Annotated in this window: 15 protein-coding genes; 4 read left to right on the forward strand and 11 right to left on the reverse strand. The window is 37.5% G+C overall.

What is annotated here, in order from left to right:
• Positions 1-11 precede the first annotated feature (11 nt).
• The 3 genes from ABIB30_RS01555 to ABIB30_RS01565 all read right to left on the reverse strand — a co-directional run bounded on the left by ABIB30_RS01555 (position 12) and on the right by ABIB30_RS01565 (position 5,366).
• Positions 12-2,039 (reverse strand): hypothetical protein, encoded by a 2,028-nt coding sequence (locus ABIB30_RS01555; RefSeq protein WP_354298989.1) that lies wholly within the window; start codon positions 2,037-2,039, stop codon positions 12-14.
• 182 nt (positions 2,040-2,221) lie between these two features.
• On the reverse strand, positions 2,222-3,991 hold the full coding sequence (locus ABIB30_RS01560) for an ATP-binding protein (RefSeq protein ID WP_354298990.1): 1,770 nt from the start codon (positions 3,989-3,991) through the stop codon (positions 2,222-2,224).
• 217 nt (positions 3,992-4,208) lie between these two features.
• Entirely contained in the window at positions 4,209-5,366 is a 1,158-nt protein-coding gene (locus ABIB30_RS01565) for a zinc-dependent alcohol dehydrogenase (protein ID WP_354298991.1), read from the reverse strand.
• A 123-nt stretch (positions 5,367-5,489) separates the two neighbouring features.
• Here ABIB30_RS01565 and ABIB30_RS01570 point away from each other — a divergent pair, with 123 nt between their 5' ends.
• Entirely contained in the window at positions 5,490-6,077 is a 588-nt protein-coding gene (locus tag ABIB30_RS01570; RefSeq protein WP_354298992.1) for a DUF4142 domain-containing protein, read from the forward strand.
• Positions 6,078-6,133: 56 nt separating this feature from the next.
• On the opposite strand, the gene ABIB30_RS01575 is transcribed toward ABIB30_RS01570, so the two are convergent.
• The 7 genes from ABIB30_RS01575 to ABIB30_RS01605 form a co-directional block, all read right to left on the reverse strand.
• A complete protein-coding gene (locus ABIB30_RS01575) occupies positions 6,134-6,598 on the reverse strand; it encodes a DinB family protein (RefSeq protein ID WP_354298993.1) in 465 nt (154 codons plus the stop codon).
• Between the two features lie 125 nt (positions 6,599-6,723).
• Complete coding sequence (locus tag ABIB30_RS01580; protein ID WP_354298994.1) at positions 6,724-7,308, reverse strand: hypothetical protein; 585 nt, start codon at positions 7,306-7,308, stop codon at positions 6,724-6,726.
• A 121-nt stretch (positions 7,309-7,429) separates the two neighbouring features.
• Positions 7,430-7,825: an HYC_CC_PP family protein gene (locus tag ABIB30_RS01585; protein WP_354298995.1), complete on the reverse strand. Its 396-nt coding sequence runs from the start codon at positions 7,823-7,825 to the stop codon at positions 7,430-7,432.
• 81 nt (positions 7,826-7,906) lie between these two features.
• Positions 7,907-8,548, reverse strand: a complete 642-nt coding sequence (locus ABIB30_RS01590; protein WP_354298996.1) for a LysE family translocator — start codon at positions 8,546-8,548, stop codon at positions 7,907-7,909.
• 5 nt (positions 8,549-8,553) lie between these two features.
• Positions 8,554-13,251, reverse strand: a complete 4,698-nt coding sequence (proA, locus tag ABIB30_RS01595) for an anti-phage protein ProA (RefSeq protein WP_354298997.1) — start codon at positions 13,249-13,251, stop codon at positions 8,554-8,556.
• Positions 13,235-13,585 (reverse strand): MmcQ/YjbR family DNA-binding protein, encoded by a 351-nt coding sequence (locus tag ABIB30_RS01600; RefSeq protein ID WP_354298998.1) that lies wholly within the window; start codon positions 13,583-13,585, stop codon positions 13,235-13,237. Before ABIB30_RS01600 ends, proA begins: the two co-directional genes overlap by 17 nt.
• 32 nt (positions 13,586-13,617) lie before the next feature.
• Entirely contained in the window at positions 13,618-14,253 is a 636-nt protein-coding gene (locus tag ABIB30_RS01605) for a LysE family translocator (RefSeq protein ID WP_354298999.1), read from the reverse strand.
• Between the two features lie 312 nt (positions 14,254-14,565).
• Here ABIB30_RS01605 and ABIB30_RS01610 point away from each other — a divergent pair, with 312 nt between their 5' ends.
• Complete coding sequence (locus ABIB30_RS01610) at positions 14,566-16,920, forward strand: TonB-dependent receptor (RefSeq protein WP_354299000.1); 2,355 nt, start codon at positions 14,566-14,568, stop codon at positions 16,918-16,920.
• On the forward strand, positions 16,920-18,053 hold the full coding sequence (locus ABIB30_RS01615) for a PepSY-associated TM helix domain-containing protein (RefSeq protein WP_354299001.1): 1,134 nt from the start codon (positions 16,920-16,922) through the stop codon (positions 18,051-18,053). The genes ABIB30_RS01610 and ABIB30_RS01615 overlap by 1 nt, the downstream gene beginning before the upstream one ends.
• On the opposite strand, the gene ABIB30_RS01620 is transcribed toward ABIB30_RS01615, so the two are convergent.
• Positions 18,042-18,743: a DUF4304 domain-containing protein gene (locus ABIB30_RS01620; protein ID WP_354299002.1), complete on the reverse strand. Its 702-nt coding sequence runs from the start codon at positions 18,741-18,743 to the stop codon at positions 18,042-18,044. The two genes, ABIB30_RS01615 and ABIB30_RS01620, sit on opposite strands and share 12 nt — an antisense overlap.
• Before the next feature lie 205 nt (positions 18,744-18,948).
• On the opposite strand from ABIB30_RS01620, the gene ABIB30_RS01625 reads away from it, so the two are divergent.
• Positions 18,949-19,173: a DUF6965 family protein gene (locus tag ABIB30_RS01625; protein WP_354299003.1), complete on the forward strand. Its 225-nt coding sequence runs from the start codon at positions 18,949-18,951 to the stop codon at positions 19,171-19,173.
• The last annotated feature ends 93 nt before the right edge of the window (positions 19,174-19,266 follow it).

The following is a 19,266-nucleotide window of genomic DNA, read 5'->3' on the forward strand; positions in this document are numbered from 1 at the left end:
GGCAAGTGTAATCAATTAATCGTTTTTGCTTCTTTTTTAAAGATGTCACCATATTTGCGTACAATATCTGCAGCCTGATCTGGAGAAAGTACTATATAATTATCACCATACAGGTCTTGACGAAAGAATTTGCTATCCTCGGGTAAAGGATATACTGCATAGGGTAGTTTGGCCTCCATTAAGGCTTTGTTAACGGTATTAAGCAACAGGTTATTTTCCCAAAGCATATCCTCATTTGCTACCGTCATTTGATATTTTTTATGATTGAGGTTAAAGCTCACCTTGCTGCGATCATGAGCAGGTTCTTCCTTGTAAATGTTGGAATAGTCAGTAAAATAGTTTGTCTTGCGATTTTGGAGTTGCCGAATTTTAGCGTCTAAGGAATTCAGAAATCCACTAATGTTAGAATTACCGCCTGATGTAAAGGCATTAGGCAATTCCAAAAGTATATTAGAAATAGATTTTGGATTTTGTTCTCTCTTTGCTGCAACCAATCTCTCTCTGTTTTGATCAACTGTAGTTTTTAAAAGCTGCTGTTTAATCAAAAAGTCAACGACATCTGTTAGCTGTGCACGTGTTAGCCGCTGAGTTGTATCGTAATATTCCCATGCTGCATAATTATAATCTCCAGGACTACCATTGTAACAAGCATTTAATCTGCTGGCCAGATATACATTTTTCACAAACTTTGCTTCGTTCTCTTTCAATAAGGTAATGAACAATGTTTTTTTATCTTGTGGCTCATAACCGGTAAAAAAGCTGTATTTCGTAAAATATAAGCGCCGCTGATCATTCTGATCCTCCAGATAGTGATTAAGAAATTGAAAATTCTGTGGATTAATCCAGCTTTCCAGTTCCCTTTCTTTAAGTTCTTCTTTATATATAATACCGTTAAGCTTTACATAGATATAAAACTGTCTGTTACCGTGATCCATGATCAACTGATCTTCCTCTTTAGTGGCATGAACCTCAAGATCTGAGTAAGTAAAATTCAGAAGAAGCGCGGCCTTTTTCAACACTAACTCATAGAATCCTTTTATTTTATCTACAGGGATCTCACCATAATATTCTCTGGTCAGGAAATCAAAAGGTTTGATTTCTGTTTCTGTATCAAAGGCCATATAGTTTTTTGTATACGGAACGATATCATCAATATTCAACAGCGTATCTCTTTTATAACTTCCCAATAGTTTTTCATTAGTTTCCTGCGTTATAAAACCACTGGCAGTCAGGCTGTCCAAAAGCATATATTGCTGCTGTTTGTAATAAGGTGATTTATCATGGTATAAAATTAAATCACCGATATCACTGATCATTTTACGATGACTGATAGCAGTATATATTTCTTTTCCATTATTGAATTTAGCTTCCATTCTACCATCTGAAGCATCCAGTATATCTGCTTGCTTGAATATATTTATCCACTTTAGATAAGGTCTGGCTTGTTTAACTCGTTCTTCTTGTAAGGTATTGGTATCTTCAAGATAGGAAACACTAAATTCGATAGTACTGTCCCTGTAGAGTGGCTGGATGGCTGGACCAAAGTATTCTCCAAATCTTTCGGCAAGAATTTTTGTAGAGTCGGTATTAGAAATATTGTCCCTATAAAAACCAGCTGCACCGGACAGAAAATTAAAAAGGTCAAAACGGTTAGGAAAATTAGCTGCCAAATAGCGTTCTTCTTTAATTGCACATTCCTTCTCAAAATCAGGATTTTTATTTAAAAGGGAGTCAAAATAGGTTATCGGAAAAATCCCCTGACCTGGAAGAATGTCCTGACAGGATTTGAGAAAATATACTGGGCAATGAATGGCAGTTAAAAAATCTTTATTGAAGCCTTCATATACTTGCAGCGGCTTTTTCTTTGAAAATCTTTGCAATTCAGCTCTACCCTTTTCTGTTAGCAGCTGTTGATCTACTAATGATTGTCCAATCTGATTGATTTTTCTGGCAGAAAGACTTTGTGCTATTACAGTACTTTTAAAAAAGACGAACAAAATTAGTATCAACCCTGTACGGGCCGGTATTTTAGCAGACATTGATTATAAATTTACCTAATTTATCAAAAATCCGTTACCTGACCATGATCTGGTCACGAATTACATTGATCTATTTTGATAATGAAGCAATTATCTTTTCTGCAATCCTTTCTGCTGAGGCAGGATTCTGGCCTGTGATCAACAGACCTTCTTATAACAAATGAGGCTTCCGGGCATCCGCCTTACGATTTAACATTTCCATTATGTAATGGTAAGTTAAAATAGAAGGTAGCACCGTCACCAAATTCACTTTCTACCCAGATTGTACCATTATGGCGGGCAATAATTTCAGCGCTGAGATACAATCCTATCCCAAAGCCAGAGACCTGGTTGTCGCTTTCTACCCGGTAATAACGGTCAAAAAGTTTACCAATATCTTTGGCACTAATCCCTATGCCGTGATCTTTCACACTAACCTGGACCCTTTGATTAATAATTGTGCAGGTAACTTCTATATTTTTAGCTATGGGTGCATATTTGACTGCATTACTTAGAAGATTAACAATTACATTGCTGATTTTATCATAATCAGCATATACGGGGGTATGCTCACAACTCTGGAAATCGATAGTATGACTTGTCTCCATCAACCTGCTCTCTTCTACTACCGTGCCGATCAAATCTGTTAATGAAAAATAGCTCAGGTTCAAGACAATCTTTCCTGATTCCAATCTGGAAACGTTTAGAAATCCATTGATCATTCCGGTCATTTTTTTAACCTGCTTAGCGGCCATTTCCAGCGAACTATTTACAAAGTTGTCCTGAAATACAATTGCCTTACGCTGGAGTACCTGAATGTAGCCATTCAAGGAAGTGAGTGGGGTTTTCAATTCATGACTGACCATCGCTATAAAATCATTTTTACGTTGCTCATCCTTTTTGATTAGAGAGATGTCCATCACGACACCAGTGAAAGAGGAAAACTCCCCGGACTTATCTGCCTTTAGATTACCTACCGCTCTAAGCCACCGGATTTTTTTATCATTAAATCCAATCACAGCGTAAGAAACATCATAATCTCCATTACCATGAAGTGCATTTTCAATTTTTTCAGCAACGTAGGCCCGGTATTGCTCAGTAATCTGTCCGAGTGCTTGTTCAATGGTAATTTCATGAGCTGCATCAAACCCAAATAGTTCTCTCAGGCGCGCTGATGTTACCAATTCCCTGCTTTCAGAATGCATATGCCAAGTACCAAAATTGGCAGCCTCGATAGCCAATCTTAATGCAATCTCCTTGTCTTCCAATTCATCGAATGTTTCTTTTAAATGCTCATGTGCTAAGGCTAGTTCCTCGTTAGAAGCAGTCATTTCTTCGTTAATTGCCGCAAGCTCATCAGAAATTATACGGTACCGGGTTTCACTGGCCGAAAGCTCTTTTACCCTGGCTTCCACCCTTCTCTCCAGAGTTTCATTTAGAGTCAACAACTCTTCCTGGCTTTGAGCGAGTTCCTCATTTACTGCATTGAGCTCTTCGTTAGAGGCAGCTAATTCTTCATTAAGAGCCTGCTCTCGTTCGAGAGCTATTTCTTTGTTAAAGAACTCCTCCATCAGCTTGCGGTTGCTTACCCTGTCTGTTACATCAGTTGCAGTATGCAGAATACAAATAGTCTGGTTGAATTCATCTTTTATGGCCCGGTATTCAAAGTCAAAATAAAAAGTCTTGATTTCTCCGTCTATTTCAAGATCGGCGGCCGTTTCTGCTCCTGATATGGTTATTCCTTCTAGCCAGACTTTTTTGAACATCTGTGCGAAAGGCTGCCCTTTAAGTTCCGGAAGAGCATCTTCTAAAGTTTTCCCTATTACAGATTGATCTTTACCCCAAATTGTTAACATGGCCTGATTAGCCATTTGAATCAGCGCTTCTTCTCCTATATGAATGGCAGTAGCGGTTTTGGTCTGACTCAAAACTTCAATTAATTGCTTTTTATTTAATGGTTGGACGTCGCTCATATACAGAAAGGGAATTTAATAGTTCATATAACCCAATTTCTTATTTTTTGTTTAGTTCCAAATAAAATTAAATAAAAATTCTTCTGGTCATGATTATGCACAATAGCTATTAAATTACCTATTGAGGTTGTGGACGTTATTCATGTTGGACACGATACTATGTAATGCTAAATTGAGAAATAGAAATAGCCTCAATTTAGCATTACCGCCATAAAAGCTATGGTTTTAGAACTACCTTAACACAGTCCTCCTGCTTTTCATCAAAAATTTTATAGGCATGAGCTACTTCACTAAGTGGTAATGTATGCGTAATGATATCATCCAATACAACCTTTTCTTCTTTTACGAGCTCTATTAGTTTATCAATATGATTCAAAACAGGGGCTTGTCCTTGCTTTATAGTAAGACCCTTATCAAAAATCCGGAATAGCGGAAAGTTATCATAAGGACTTCCATATACTCCAAGAATAGAAACCGTTCCACTCCTTCGCACAGCTTCAAAACACATTTCAAGAACTTTAATACTCCCTTTTTCAAAATTCATCGTCGCTTTTACCTTATCCATAAAGGTGCGTTCAGGTTCAAAACCTACTGCATCTATGCAGACATCGGCACCCCTTCCCTGAGTCATTTCACGAATAGCTGCAACTACATCAACCTGATGTGGGTTCAGCGTATCCACATTATTCACCGCCTTTGCTTTTTCAAGTCGATAGTCTAATGGGTCAATGGCAATTACCCGGCTTGCACCATGTAACCAAGCTGCTTTCTGTGCCATCAAGCCCACTGGACCAGACCCAAAAATAGCTACGACTTCTCCGCCTTTAAGCTGTGCCCAATCTACACCTGACCAACCGGTTGGAAAAATATCAGTCAGAAAAAGTGCTTGTTCATCAGTTATATTGTCAGGGATAATCCTTGGACTAACATCTCCGTAAGGAACACGAACATATTCAGCCTGCCCTCCGGAATACCCGCCATACAAGTCTGTATAGCCAAATAAAGCGGCTCCTTTTTGATCCATCATATCACCATTTGGTCCATAATGTTTATAATTTGAATTTTCGCAACTTGGAGATGCACCATGATTACAAAAAAAACAATGTCCGCAGGCAATTGGAAAAGGAACGATTACGCGGTCACCCTTCTTCAGGTTTTTTACTTCGGCGCCCACTTCCTCAACAATACCCATAAATTCATGCCCCATTACCATATCAGTAGTTTGGGGAACAGCTCCACTCAAAATGTGAAGGTCAGAACCACAGATTGCTGTCGAGGTAACTTTTAATATAATGTCTGTGGCGAGTTCAATTCGGGGATCGGCTACAGTTGTATAACTGATGTCACCTGGTTTGTGAAATACTGCTGCTTTCATAAGAATAATTTTAGTTTTAGAATACCATGGCAACACACTGTATCAATGATTGTTTAGAGATTTTGAATTTCGATAAACCATAAGCGAATCTCTTTGTTATAGAAAAAACAAAAAACCAATATCATGAAAAAAATAATTTATTCTCTTTCAATAGCTGCGGCTGCATTGGCATTTCAAAGTTGTAATAGTGGAACTAAAGACACTAAGGAAACCGCTGACAGCCTCAATAAAACAAAAGATACAACCTCAAATGTTATGGTTACAGGTGGTATAGCCGTAGAGCCATCAGATGCTGAATTTGCTACAAAAGCTGCTGTTGGCGGAATGGCAGAAGTTGAACTTGGTAAAATGGCTTTAACAAAAGCGACAAATGCCCAACTTAAAGAATTTGCAAAAATGATGGTAAGCGACCATGGAAAAGCAAATGAGGAACTGATGTTAATCGCTAAAAAGAAAAATATCACATTACCTGCTGCTGTGGATGAAGATCACCAGAAAAAAATGAATGATCTTAGTAAAAAATCTGGTAAAGACTTTGACAAAGCTTATGCTGATGCTATGGTTGACGGACATAAAAGCACACTTAAATTAATGCAGGACGAATCAAAAGATGGTAAAGATGCAGATATTAAGGCATTTGCTGCTAAAACTACTCCTGTTGTTCAGGCACACCTGGATATGATCAATAAGATTCATGACAGTATGAAATAATCAAAAAGAGCGGTATTATGAAAATAATACCGCTCTTTTCTTATTTGTTTTAAGGATTAATGGATTAAACCAAATTGTTCAAAATGATGTTTAAAATGCTTACTGTGCCAGAAAACCCATTCTTTATAGTTCATAGCACCGAATCCACCATGTATAGCTGTCATTCCTGTTTTTCTAAAGTAATTATCAAAACCTTCCAGCTCATTGATTAACTGAGCAACAGCACTTTCTATATCCGGATAAATCAATTGACCGGGAGCTTCTCCAAATGTTATATTTCTGGGTATTTGCCTATCACCATAAATATAATCCTGTTTAGCTAAGCTTGCTTTTTCTTCAGAGATCTCACAAAATGGCTCTTTCTTCCCATTCGTATACTGTACTTGATTAATCAGATGTTCAACCATTTCCTGTGGCTTCATTTTACCCCAAAGTGGTTTAATTTCGGCGTTTAGTGTCAAAAGCAACTTTGCCAAAACTTTACGGTTAAAAGTACTTACCAATTGATTCGAGTTTAACATTAGTTTCCTGTAATTATATTTCCGCCTTTTTAGTTTATTCTAATTTGACATAAATATATTTTTAAATCACCCTTAATCCGGCCAATATTAAGGGTGATTTACGACATAATAATAGCCAGGCCAATTTACAATTTAGCTAAAAGCCGGTTGATCCTGAATTGTTGATGATACTCATCATATTTTATCAAATCGGAATCAGTTTGAAAATTAGCATCTATAATATCAAAAGCAGGCTGGCCCTTGAAAGTTCTTTCCAGGTTAGCCAAAGAAAGCAAATGAACATCACCAGCTACTCCATTGCTAAAATAGTATTGAACTAACGGTTTAAAACCAGTCTGTTTATTACCTGTTTGCTCGGCTTTGTAGATAACTACTGCACCATTTTCCAGTATTTTATATTTAGCACTATTGCTTTTATAAAGCCTGTAATCACTGCCATCTTTATCCCTATAGCCATAAATGCCGTCTTTTGAGAATTTATGGTCCTCCCCATTATGACTCATTGTTAGTGTTCTGCCACCCAAAAAGTCATTTAAACGAAGTTTATTATTCGTAGACTGATCGCCGGCAAGATGTAATTGTTTGTTTTTATAATCAGATGCCGTAAGGTAAATCCCACTTTCCGGATCATTTGTTACTGCATTTAAGTTTGCTGCCTGTGCAACTATATTTGATAAAAATAGAGCGGGCGCAATTATTAAAAATTTCAAAGATTTCATTTTTTAGGTCTTAATATGAATTGAAAAATCAGAGTTGAGATTATTTAATAACGTAAATAATCAAGGTTTAAACAGACAGAATTGGTGTTTAAATACGATTTGGGGTATGTGCTCAGATTCGGTAGGTACAGTTAAAAATATAAATAGGAATGTCACCATGTAATGGTGGTGCATGGGTTGAATCAGCAATAGATACACGCTTAATAATAGTAAAATCAGAATTATGATAATAACTATCAAAAGTGGCTGGAAAAAGCTTGATAAAATACTTTACTGCACTATTGAATTGTCCGGAAAGAAGATGATTATCCTCTATTTTTAGATTACCAAATTGATTTTCACAGCACCTCTCCTTTTCATAGCCCTTTACATATTTTTCATTACCAGCCTGTTTAACTATGAAGGATACAAATTTAAGTTGTCCACAATAACGAAACTGTTTTACACTAAAACCGAAGCTGGTTGTAGCATATAAAAATAACAGTAATATGGACAGTGCTTTTTTCATTTCAGGGGTAAAATTATTGAAATTTCATTAAACAAAAGCTATAACCACTTGATTTATGCTTTTTTATGACAAAAAAGACAGCTAAGCATGTCGGTTAGTCAAAGCAACTTTAATACCAAGAATAACCAGGGTGATGCCACAAAATTTATTGATATATCCGGAAATCTTATGGTTGTCTTTAAGTTTGATAAAAAAGGAAGATGCAAAAACTGCCAATATCAGACACCAAATCGTTCCCATAGTGATAAATGTGAAGCCAAGGGTCAGAAATGGCCATACCGTATTTTTTAAAGCAGGATCAATAAATTGGGGTAAGAACGCGATGAAAAACAAAGCCACTTTAGGGTTTAAGACATTGGTAATAATGCCATCTCTATAAACCTTTAAATAGTCGGCAGATTTTTTAGATGCACTGATAACTGTACTCAACTGAGATTTGCCAAAAAGCATTTTCAGCCCAATATAAATGATATAAGCAGCACCCGCATATTTAATGATATTAAATAGCAATATGGACTCAGCAATAATAATAGAAAGCCCAAATGCCGCCAAAAGAGTATGTATTAAAGTACCTGTTCCAATTCCCAATGCAGAAACGATACCAGCCTTTCTTCCTTGCGCAATACTTCGGGACAGAATAAATATAGTATCATTTCCTGGAGTGATATTCAGCAATATTGCAGTTAGTAAAAAGGTCTCGAAATTAATGATTCCAGTCGTCATACAATTTATATTGAATTAATTTTTAAATAGACGCCATCCGTGGCCACTAATCCATTGTCAATACTCGAATCGAGTATAATTAATAATTCCTTTCTGATATCCTCAGTAACTCTGTTAAACCCAAATAATCTGGCAATCAAGGGAACAGCTACATCAGCCTGTATAGCAATGGAATCTTCCACAACCTTTTTAATAGCAAGATCCATTTCCTCTGGGGAAATCAGTGCAATTTTTCTAGATCCAGGAGAAAGTTTACTTCTGTCACGTATGACTGGCGTAACCATGTCAACAGCCCATAAGAAATCTCCTTTTCTTGAAATAATATTAGAAGTAACTGCATAATTTACAGCAGCATTGATTGTATACCTGATGCGGGAACCGATTTTACTTGCACCAGCAGCGTCTGCAAGTCTTCTTGCTACTTCTTCAAAATGCACAGGACCTTCTAAATTGACCACCTCATTAATCCAGCTTGCAAGTTTGCCAAAAGGAACCAGATGCAACTCTTCAAGCATTATCTCTCCCGGCAAAACAGCCAAAGTGTAAACAGGGATTTCAACAGTTATTTCCACTTTTACTTCACGAACCAGTGCTTTAACTTCCTGCTCCAATTCTTCATCCACAAGATCATCCAAAGAAATCTGCTTCTTAGCGCTTTCAATTGCGGCTATCAAACGGGCTAATTCTCTTTCAGGATTTCTATACCATTCCGGACTCCATATCTTAAAAATCTTCCAGCCTATATTTTCCAAAACTTGTTTACGAAGTCTGTCGCGGTCTCTGGCAGATTTAGCCTGACTATAAGATTCACCATCACATTCTATACCAATTAAATAACGACCAGGATTAGCTGTGTCTACTACGGCAAGGTCAATATAGAAACCTTCTGACCCGACTTTTTTACGGACAGTATATCCTGACTTTACCAAATGTTCATATATATGATCTTCAAAAGGACGGATAACAGGTACCGGTAAATCTTGTTGTGTATCAAAAGTGCCGTGCTGAGCGAAATATAAAAAACTCTTCAGCGCTCTGATACCAAACTTAGTCGTAGCAGTTGGATTGATATCTTCAGCAGTAATGTTTGTAAATATCTCACACCTGTACTTTGCACGGGTAATCAATACATTCAATCTTCTTTCGCCACCTTCATTATTCAGTGGACCAAAACTCATCGGAACTTTCCCATCTTCAGTCCGTCCATATCCGATACTGATGAAGATGACATCGCGCTCATCTCCCTGAACATTTTCAAGGTTTTTAACAAAAAAAGGTTCATGATTATGGCTCCTGAAAAAGCTTTCAGTTTCTGGATTTTGACGTCTTTTAATTTCTATTGCATTTTGAATTGACTGCATTTGAGCTGTACTGAAAGCAACAACGCCAAGGCTTTGTTTTGGATTTTTCAAAGCGTGCTCCATTACTGCATGCGCAACAGCTTCTGATTCTACTGGATTAGTACGCGTTTTACCACGATCGTATACAGCATCAGGCAAATGATGGAAAGCCAGTCCCATTCTGTGTTTAGATCCCGGACTCGGAAAAATCACTAGTTTGTTCTCATAAAACTCATGATTAGACAGACTAATTAATGATTCATGCCTGCTTCTGTAATGCCAGCGCAGCATCCGTTGCGGAGCCCCCTGTCCATCACACATTCCCAGAATACTTTGTATATCGGCGGTAACGTTTTCTTCATCCTCCACCTCTGCATTCATTTTATCGAAGAAACTAGTTGGTGGCAGTTGTTTGGTATCACCGACCACAACAAGTTGCTTTCCTCTGAGCAAAGCACCCAGTGCCTCAACAGGTCTGACCTGGCTCGCCTCATCAAAAATCACCAGATCAAAATCAATACTACCTGGAGATAAGAAGTTAGCGATAGACATTGGACTCATCATAAAAACGGGCTTAATAGTCTGAATAGCCAATCCGGCCTCCAGCATAAGTTTCCTGATTGGCATGTGACGTGCACGTTTATTAAATTCACTGCGCAATACATTCCATTGCCCCCCGCCCTCTTGTTTAGGTACAGATTCAAAATGCTTCAAAGCCACTCTCGCCCGGTTATACTGAAGATTCAACAAATCAGTCTTATTGAACTTATTGATGATTTCTTCATGAGAAGTACGTTCAAATCCGCGTAAGTCTGGTTTTTCAGTCATTACTGTTTTGATCAGATATTCGTACCAGGTTTTCTGTAAAGCAATTTTTAAATAGCTGGCAGCTCCTTCCCAATTTAACGAGGCCTTTATCAGGTTATCAAATCCATCTTTTTGTACCGACTGGGAAAGATTATTCCATTGTACAGCTTGTTGAATTTCGCCAATTCTCAATTTCCATTCCTTTAGTTTTACGAGCTGCTCATTAAAAGGTAATGCGCTGAAATATTGATTTGAATTCATCAGTTTCTCCTCTAAATCCAGCTTTTTAAATACGGCAACAATACTTGCCTGGTAACTTACCAAAAGGTCTTTCAATTTAGCCAGGTGTTCCTTAACCAGTACTGGATTTTCGTTTCTGCTTAGAAAATCCAACACCAATATTGGATAATCGTCAGCAGAAATATGGCGGTGTAGTTCAGATAAGAATGCTGATACTCTTTTTAACGACTCCCAGTTCGTTTTCAACTTTCGCCACCTGCTTCCAAATAAGCGAACTGCAAGCGCTGAATTCTCATCCAGTATGTTACTTAACCGCTTAGCTGCAATGATATCATCGATATATTTTATTTTATCATTCAGGTCATCAGGTAAAGAGATCCTTGTAAAGGAGGCTAACTGTTTAACACTTCTTTTATAATCTCCTAAAAGAAATTTATACCATTTATGACCATGAGTAATCAGATTTTGACGCAGTTCCAGTACTTGCTGATCCCAGGCTTCCGGATAAAATATATTTTCATACCGTGTATGTAAATCCGAAAGATCGGCACCTGTCTGAAAAAGCTCTTCAATATCTTCCTGATTGAGTATCCATGCCTGATCCTTTATTGCAATGTCTCTTAGGTCCGGACTATCACTTAAAAAGCTCATCATTGTTATTAGTTTCTCTGTATAAGCTAAAGAGAATGAGGCTTCAATCCCGATAAAAGATGAAGTACCCTGAAGCTCTGCCTGTAAGCTTTCAGTTAGAGTTACTGCCTGACCAATAATTTCAGTTGCCACCTCGTTTTCATGCGGCAGGAAAAGTGTTAATCTTGTTCCATAGAAAAGTAACCTGGATGGTTCTCCAATATCTTTTAATCTCGCTTCTATTAAATCTGCACTCACAGAAGCCCGGCGCATCATATCTGCATTCCAGGATTCGATATCCTCTATAGGTATGGCAGGAAGCATTAGTGTACCAAGCTGAGCTGATATTTCTAATAAGTATCCTATTACTTTGTGCGCAGAAAGTCCACTTTGCGCAATCAAATCATTAACTGAGTTGCAATACGCATTCAATATATCTTTATAAGAATCCAATTGCAAAATTTCGTCACGCAAATGGGTTAGCGTTGGCTTACCTAAATCTAATACCCGCTTTAATTCGTCGTGTAAATCTCTTTTGTTGGCTTTATGACTATGAAGTTCCAAACAAGCTTCACCAAGATTAATAGAATCTAACCTTCGCTTCACAACTTCAAGAGCGGCCATTTTCTCGGCTACAAATAAAACCTTTTTACCCTGACCTACTGCATTAGCAATAATATTGGTAATCGTTTGAGATTTACCGGTACCAGGAGGCCCTTGTATCACCATATTTCGTCCCTCATGCACGGCTAGCATTGCTAAAACCTGAGAACTATCTGCATCAACTACATGAAATAATTCATGCGCTTTGGTTTCTTTGTCTAAATTATGTTCTTCGGTAGCCGTTGGTTTTGGTTCATTAAATCCTCCGCCAAATAAAGATATCAGGATTGGATGGTCAAATGGCTTATTGCCATCCGGCCATTTACTACTATCCAGATCATGATAAATCATGAATTTCCCAAAAGAGAAAAAGCCAAGTTCAATCGCATTGGCATCCAGCTTCCAAAGCCCCTGATGACCTATCCTTTTGTGAATATCTTCAAAATAATCATTGATATCAAAATCGTCTAAATCTGGTAAATCTGGAATTGTTATATTAAAATCGGCCATCATTTTGGCCTGCAGGGAAAGATTAGCACCTACCTCACCGCCTGTAAAGCGTAATCTGAATCTTTCATTTGCACTAGACCGTTCTAAGGATACGGGAATTAATACCAATGGGGCCAATCTAATGTCTTCTGTATTGCCCTTTTCATACCAGTTGAGCATCCCCAAAGCAAGATACAAGATATTTACGCCCTGTTCCTCGATGCTGGTCTTCGCAAAATAATAGGTGTTGAGAATTTTTGTTTGTAGCTTTTGCTCATTTTCATTAGTCTGCAACCGGGTATCATGCTGCGCATCCTGCAATTCTTCTTCGCTAAGCACTGGAAGTTCTGGTAATTCATCTTCCTGATCTTCTTCTCTCCCTGGCCTCCCTAAAAAGGTCATCGCTTTATTCTGCTTTACAAGAATATCATATATAGCTGTTGACTTTTCCTGAATAATGCGAAGTCCTCTTGCTTTTGGTGTCTTATAATTCAAAAGCGTATTTCGCATACCAAGATCAAGCAATTCTTTTCTTGAGGCTTCTAGTTTGGGTAATATATTTTCCTGCATCATTTGATTAACCGCCAATTTCATCCCGCTTATTTTTAGGCAGGTTATTAAATATCAATTCATACGAATGATCTATAATTTCGTGCAATTGCTTGAAATTGAGGCGGCCATTCATATAAACGGTGTTCCAGTGCTTTTTATTCATATGATAGCCTGGTATTATTTCTTCATATTGTTCGCGTAGTGTGATTGCACGTTCAGGATCACATTTAGCATTAAAACGATTTCCTTCGTTAAGACCTACAAGCAAAAATATCTTTTCACCGACTTTAAAAACCAGGGTTTCTTCTCCAAACGGAAGACCTTCAGTTGCCCCTGGCTTTGACAAACAATAATCTCTTAATTCTTCTATATTCATATAATATACCCAAAGATGCTAATTCTATGTAACTATTTTGCTTTTGTCAACATCATTTTAGCTGCAAGTGAAACCAAAATGCTGGCCATGACCCATTTCTGTATCCTGATCCAAACTGGATTAGCACTAAACCATATAGCAGCCTTTGCAGCTACAAGAATCACGCTAAGATTTACTAGTGCACTAACCATCATCTGAAGAGCCCCCAGTTGAAAACACTGTGCCACAAGATGACCAGCTTCCGGTTTGATAAACTGCGGGAAAAGGGACAAATAAAACACAGCCATTTTAGGATTCAATAAATTAGTTAGAAATCCCATTGTAAATAACTTGACTGGTTTATCGTCAGGCAAATTGCTCTGTACGGCAAAAATGCCTCCATTGCCTGGTTTTATTGCTTGCCAGGCAAGATAAATCAAATATAAAGCACCAGAGATTTTCAGTGTCGTAAATAAGAAAGGTACTGCAAGCAGAACTGCGGTCAACCCATATGCAACCATAGTAATGTGAAATAAAAATGCGCAAATCACACCCGAAAGTGAGGTTATTCCAGCCTTCTTTCCTTGTGTGATAGAACGTGAAATCAGGTAAATCATATTCGGTCCGGGTGTAATGGACATAGCAATAGCTGCAATAAGGAAAACTAAAAGTTCTTTTTGTGCGATCATTGGAATTAAGGCTGCTTTTTATTGGTTAATATTTAAATACAGCTGTTAATCTACATTATTAACGATGTTAAAGCAATTTAATTTTAAAAATTACCATTTAATCTATGCTGAAAAATTAGCGGCTTTATCGTGCATAAAATTCAAAAACCGGAAATAAATTATTAGCAGTATGAAAAACCTGTTGGCATATTTAATTCTTAGAAATTACATTGAACTAAATCCTTTTTAAAGATTGCTTATCTATTGATAAACCTCCGCGACGTTATTTGTATTAAATCCAGATAAAAGTATATTTGCCGGAAATCAACGTACATGAAGTTTAAACCTTTAACCCTATGCACTATCCTGTTTCTCTTCCTGCTTTCCTTTATAACAAAGGCTCAAAGCAGACAAGGTATATTGATTGGAAGTATAACTGACAGTCTATATCAAAAGATAAGTTACGCCACTATACAGATCAAAAAACTTAATATAAAAACCTCTTCAGATAAAACAGGGAGGTTTCAGCTCAAAGGGATTCCTGAGGGCACTTATACTGTACGTATCTCCATGACAGGATTTCAAACCAACGAAACCCAGATACGCATTCAGGCAAATGACACACTAAAAGTAGCGTATGTACTGGAAGATAAAAATTCAGATTTAAATGAAGTCATTGTCTCCGCAAGCAGAAAGGCAGAATCTCTGGCTCAAACGCCTTCTTCTGTAACTATATTAACTGCCAAAGACATCAATACCCAATCGGTGATCAGTCCGAATCTGGCCAATATATTGGCTTATAGTGTACCTGGACTCGGCGCATCTACTAATCAAACTGGAAATTCAGGTCAGACGTTACGTGGAAGAGGTGTATTGGTTTTGATTGATGGTGTGCCACAATCAACCCCCTTGCGCGCAGGTGGCCGTGATATCCGTAGTATAGACCCGTCAGTAATTGAGAGAGTTGAGGTTATCAAAGGTGCAACTGCAATCTATGGGAATGGCGCCGAAGGTGGCTTAATCAATTACATTACTAAAAAGCCTGCTTCTGGCAAAGTATTAGGTGGTTATTCGCAAATTGGATTAACAGGTAATACCAAAGGAGATAGTACGCTGGGCTATCGGGTAGTTCAGCAATTTTATGGTAAAAGTGGTAAACTCGACTATATAGTAAGTGGTACCTATGAAAAAACAGGCGTATTCAGAGATGCTAAAAATGAGGTAATTTCTCCGGATTACGGATTAGGGGAAACAAAAACCTATAATGGATTTGTTAAAGTTGGTTATGATTTTTCTCCTAAACAAAGGTTAGAATTGATGTATAACTATTTTAGTTCAAGACAACATTCTGACTACATTTTAAAAAATGGAATATACGGACAAGAGCCGGCAATTGGAGTTCATGGTACGCGTAAAGGAGAAGATGAAGGTACACGCTATAACCATAATGCAAATCTTCAATATAGCAACAAGCAAGTGTTTGGTCAGACAGATTTACAGGCCAATGTATATTTGCAAGACTTTTATACAATCTATTCCAATGTGGCTTCTTTTTACGAAGGAGGCCAGTCAGCTATTAAATCTGCGAAAAAAGGTGCAAGGGTAAATTTGAATACTCCCCTTCCAGTTTCAGAAAATTTATTGATGCAGCTTAATTATGGGGTAGACCTGATGAATGATAAAACTTCACAAAGTCTCACTGATGGCCGGATTTGGGTACCAGATATGAATATGGTCAATGTTGCCCCCTACCTGCAAACTACCGCTAATATTTTTAAAGATCTGACTATTAAAGGTGGGTTGAGAGTAGAAAATATCAATATTAAAGTAGACGATTTCAATACACTTGCTACTGGCGCTAATAACGCCGGAAGTATCGCGGTTAAAGGTGGTACGCTTAATTATAATGCTTTAGTATTTAATGTAGGCGCCAGATATTCAGCAAGCAGGTTATTCAATCCTTTTATAAGTTATGCGCAATCTTTCTCTGTTTTTGAATTAGGCAGAGTACTGCGTGCAGCACAAAGTAATACCCTTTCTCAACTACAAACCAAACCTATCATTGTAAATAATTACGAAGCTGGTTTTAGCAGTTCTCTGGGGCCGGTAAATATTAGTGCGGCTTATTATATCAGTACTTCTAAATTAGGCGCAAACTTGTTAGAGGTTAACGGCGTTTATATTTCTCAAAGAATTCCTGAACGCGTTTGGGGCTATGAGTTCCAGGCAGATTATGCGGTTACAGAAAAACTTTCAGTTGGTGGAAATTACGCTTATGTAGAAGGAAAAGGTGATGTAGATGACGATGGAAAGTTTGATGGTGCGCAAGATGTTTATTTAAATACAACCCGTATCCCACCTTCTAAATCCACACTTTACCTGAAATACGCTGGTATTAAAAACTTGTCAATTGATGTGAACTGGATGAGGGTTGGAAACAGAGATCGTTTTAAACCTAATGCAACTACAGGTAAATATCTGATTGGAGAAGGCCCTGTAAAAGCCTATAACCTGTTTAATCTGGCTACAGTTTACCAAGCCTCAAAAGCTTTAAAGCTGAGCCTGGGACTGGAAAATTTATTTAATAAAGCTTATTACCCAAGCATTTCTCAATTTTACGGGAACAATTCTGTTTATACCAGGGGAAATGGGCGTCGTTTTAATCTTGCAGCTGGTTATTCTTTCTAATGAAAATTAATAAAAAAATTAAAAAAGCAATTGGGCTGATCCATTTATGGCTAGGACTCTTTACCGGAATTATTGTAGTAATTATCGGTATAACGGGCTGTATGTATGTTTTCGAGCAAGAAATCAGAGATTATCTGCAAAAGGATTATGCATTTGTTCCCGCCCGCCAGCAGCCGCAGGCCAGCTTAACCAAACTAATGCAGGAATTTGAAAAGATTGCTCCGGCTCAAAAGGTTACGGGCATTGAGATCAACAATACCGCACCCAATGCGACTATCAGTTTTACAACCAGCAAACATCATGTTTATTACCTGAATCCTTACAATGGAAGTCTGGTTAAGAAAACAAAAGAAGATTTCTTAGTTACTGTTGAAGAAATTCATACCTCTTTACTTTTAGGAGATACAGGGAAATTTATCATCCGGTGGTCTGTCGTGATTTTTTTACTCATGCTGATTTCTGGCCTTATCCTATGGTTTCCTGGCCAGGTCAGGTTAATTAAACAAGCTATTACCATTAAATGGGGAGCATCCTTTAAAAGGGTTAATTATGACCTGCACAATGTATTGGGTTTCTATGCTTCAGGAATATTACTGGTAAGTGCACTATCCGGACTTTATTTTGGTTTCAAGGAAGTAAAGACAGCTGTTAGTTTTTTAAGTGGCTCAAAATTGACTGAAGGAGTAAAAGCAGCACCAGCTTTACAACCTTTCCTCAAGGAAACTATCCCGGAGCATTATGAGCGTATCTATAGGAAAGCAATTGTACAATATCCAGGCGCTATACTGACCAATTTATCAATTCGTAAAGATGGAAATCTCAGGCTAAGGTTAAATTATCCATCAGACTGGGCAAGAAAGCGGAACACTTTTTTTTATAGCCCGGAAAATGGACAGTTGATCCGTTCTAAACTCTATAAAGATTTTAACAAGGCCGATTGGATTGAAGCTGGCAACTACAATCTGCATACCGGGCAAATGTTCGGTCTGTTTGGTAAGATTGTAGCTACCATAGTCAGCCTGATTGCCGCAAGTTTACCAATTACTGGTTTTATCATCTGGTTGAAGAGAGGAAAGAAGAAGAAAATCAAAATTAGCACCCTTAAGAGCTCTGCAATAAGCTTACATTTTTAATCCCTGTAGAAAATTTAATCCCTGTAGAAAAGCTAGTTTAACAGCGAATGCATCCACAAATTCGGCATGCATTAAATCAACAGCCTTCCCTCCTTCTAATTCCTTATAGAGATTTAGTAATAAACGTTTACCAGGTGCATCAATAAGATAGTTATCAAAAAAGCATTGCGCTTCATCTTTTGAAGCAAAACAAAGCATAAAGGCTAATGGAGTTAATGATTTATCTGTATAACGATTAAATTTCGTTCCCTTATGCATCAAAAAATGTATCGCATTATTTGTATCTTCAAAGAGATCAAAAATAGGGATTGCATAAGTTTTTATAACATCGATTACCTCTGCAATTGTTTTTTCCTGACTGATCCCCGAAACATTCCATGACTTCCATTCCTGGAAATGAGAAATATATCCTAATTGATTACTATAGATAGTATCATTGCTATAAACATCACTGGTTTGCTCTTTCAGCCACTTTTTTAAGCGCTTGGAGGTAATCAGAATATGTGGCAATAGTTTAACATAACCATTACTGTTTAAGGTGCTGGACTGGAAACTAATTTCGAAAGTAAGATCTTTATTCCTGCTGGCCTTTTTCAGACAAGCTCCCTTCTGGCTGGCTTTGAATCCGAATTCGGCCAACCCATCACCAAGCTGGTTACATGCGGCTAAGAAGATATCTCTGGAACTCATATACTGTTATTTACGATTCGTTATAGCGGGCGTAAGTTAGGATTATTATCTAGCTTTTGAAGCTGAAAAAATGTCTGCCATACTGCCATATTTTCTTTAAAAATGAAATTATTTCAAAAATAAAGATTACTTATTCCATCAATCTTATTCTGGCATGTTTTTGGAAAAGATGCTTTTAAACAAGTTTATTTTTGCAATAACACGCATGGAACCAGAAGAATATGAAGAAATGTTTAGCCATTTAAATTTGCCTAAAGAGGTTAAATTGTGGCCTGGGGTATATATAAAAGATGTTAGTAAATTCATTGAAAGTCATTTATTGACTTTAAAAGGTGCAGGAAGTCAAAGGCAAAAAGAATTACACGCAGTGCGCCTTGACCGGTTGATTGAATTGATTCAAAACAACCAGCAGGAAGATTTAAAGTTCTAACTTAGCGAAATCATAGATTCCACATTAATCAAAACATTATTTTTTTTTAGGTGTTAAAATTAGAGTGTATTATCCAAACACGCTGTTCTTAGC

Source organism: Pedobacter sp. UYP1, assembly GCF_040547305.1.
Lineage (GTDB): Bacteria > Bacteroidota > Bacteroidia > Sphingobacteriales > Sphingobacteriaceae > Pedobacter.

Coding starts and splice junctions, on each gene's coding strand:
- ABIB30_RS01625 (WP_354299003.1), top strand. CDS start 18,949: ATGGAACCAGAAGAATATGAAGAAATGTTTAGCCATTTAAATTTGCCT.
- ABIB30_RS01610 (WP_354299000.1), top strand. CDS start 14,566: ATGAAGTTTAAACCTTTAACCCTATGCACTATCCTGTTTCTCTTCCTG.
- ABIB30_RS01565 (WP_354298991.1), bottom strand. CDS start 5,366: ATGAAAGCAGCAGTATTTCACAAACCAGGTGACATCAGTTATACAACT.
- ABIB30_RS01575 (WP_354298993.1), bottom strand. CDS start 6,598: ATGTTAAACTCGAATCAATTGGTAAGTACTTTTAACCGTAAAGTTTTG.
- ABIB30_RS01585 (WP_354298995.1), bottom strand. CDS start 7,825: ATGAAAAAAGCACTGTCCATATTACTGTTATTTTTATATGCTACAACC.
- ABIB30_RS01620 (WP_354299002.1), bottom strand. CDS start 18,743: ATGAGTTCCAGAGATATCTTCTTAGCCGCATGTAACCAGCTTGGTGAT.
- ABIB30_RS01615 (WP_354299001.1), top strand. CDS start 16,920: ATGAAAATTAATAAAAAAATTAAAAAAGCAATTGGGCTGATCCATTTA.
- ABIB30_RS01600 (WP_354298998.1), bottom strand. CDS start 13,585: ATGAATATAGAAGAATTAAGAGATTATTGTTTGTCAAAGCCAGGGGCA.
- proA (WP_354298997.1), bottom strand. CDS start 13,251: ATGAAATTGGCGGTTAATCAAATGATGCAGGAAAATATATTACCCAAA.
- ABIB30_RS01605 (WP_354298999.1), bottom strand. CDS start 14,253: ATGATCGCACAAAAAGAACTTTTAGTTTTCCTTATTGCAGCTATTGCT.
- ABIB30_RS01570 (WP_354298992.1), top strand. CDS start 5,490: ATGAAAAAAATAATTTATTCTCTTTCAATAGCTGCGGCTGCATTGGCA.
- ABIB30_RS01555 (WP_354298989.1), bottom strand. CDS start 2,039: ATGTCTGCTAAAATACCGGCCCGTACAGGGTTGATACTAATTTTGTTC.
- ABIB30_RS01590 (WP_354298996.1), bottom strand. CDS start 8,548: ATGACGACTGGAATCATTAATTTCGAGACCTTTTTACTAACTGCAATA.
- ABIB30_RS01560 (WP_354298990.1), bottom strand. CDS start 3,991: ATGAGCGACGTCCAACCATTAAATAAAAAGCAATTAATTGAAGTTTTG.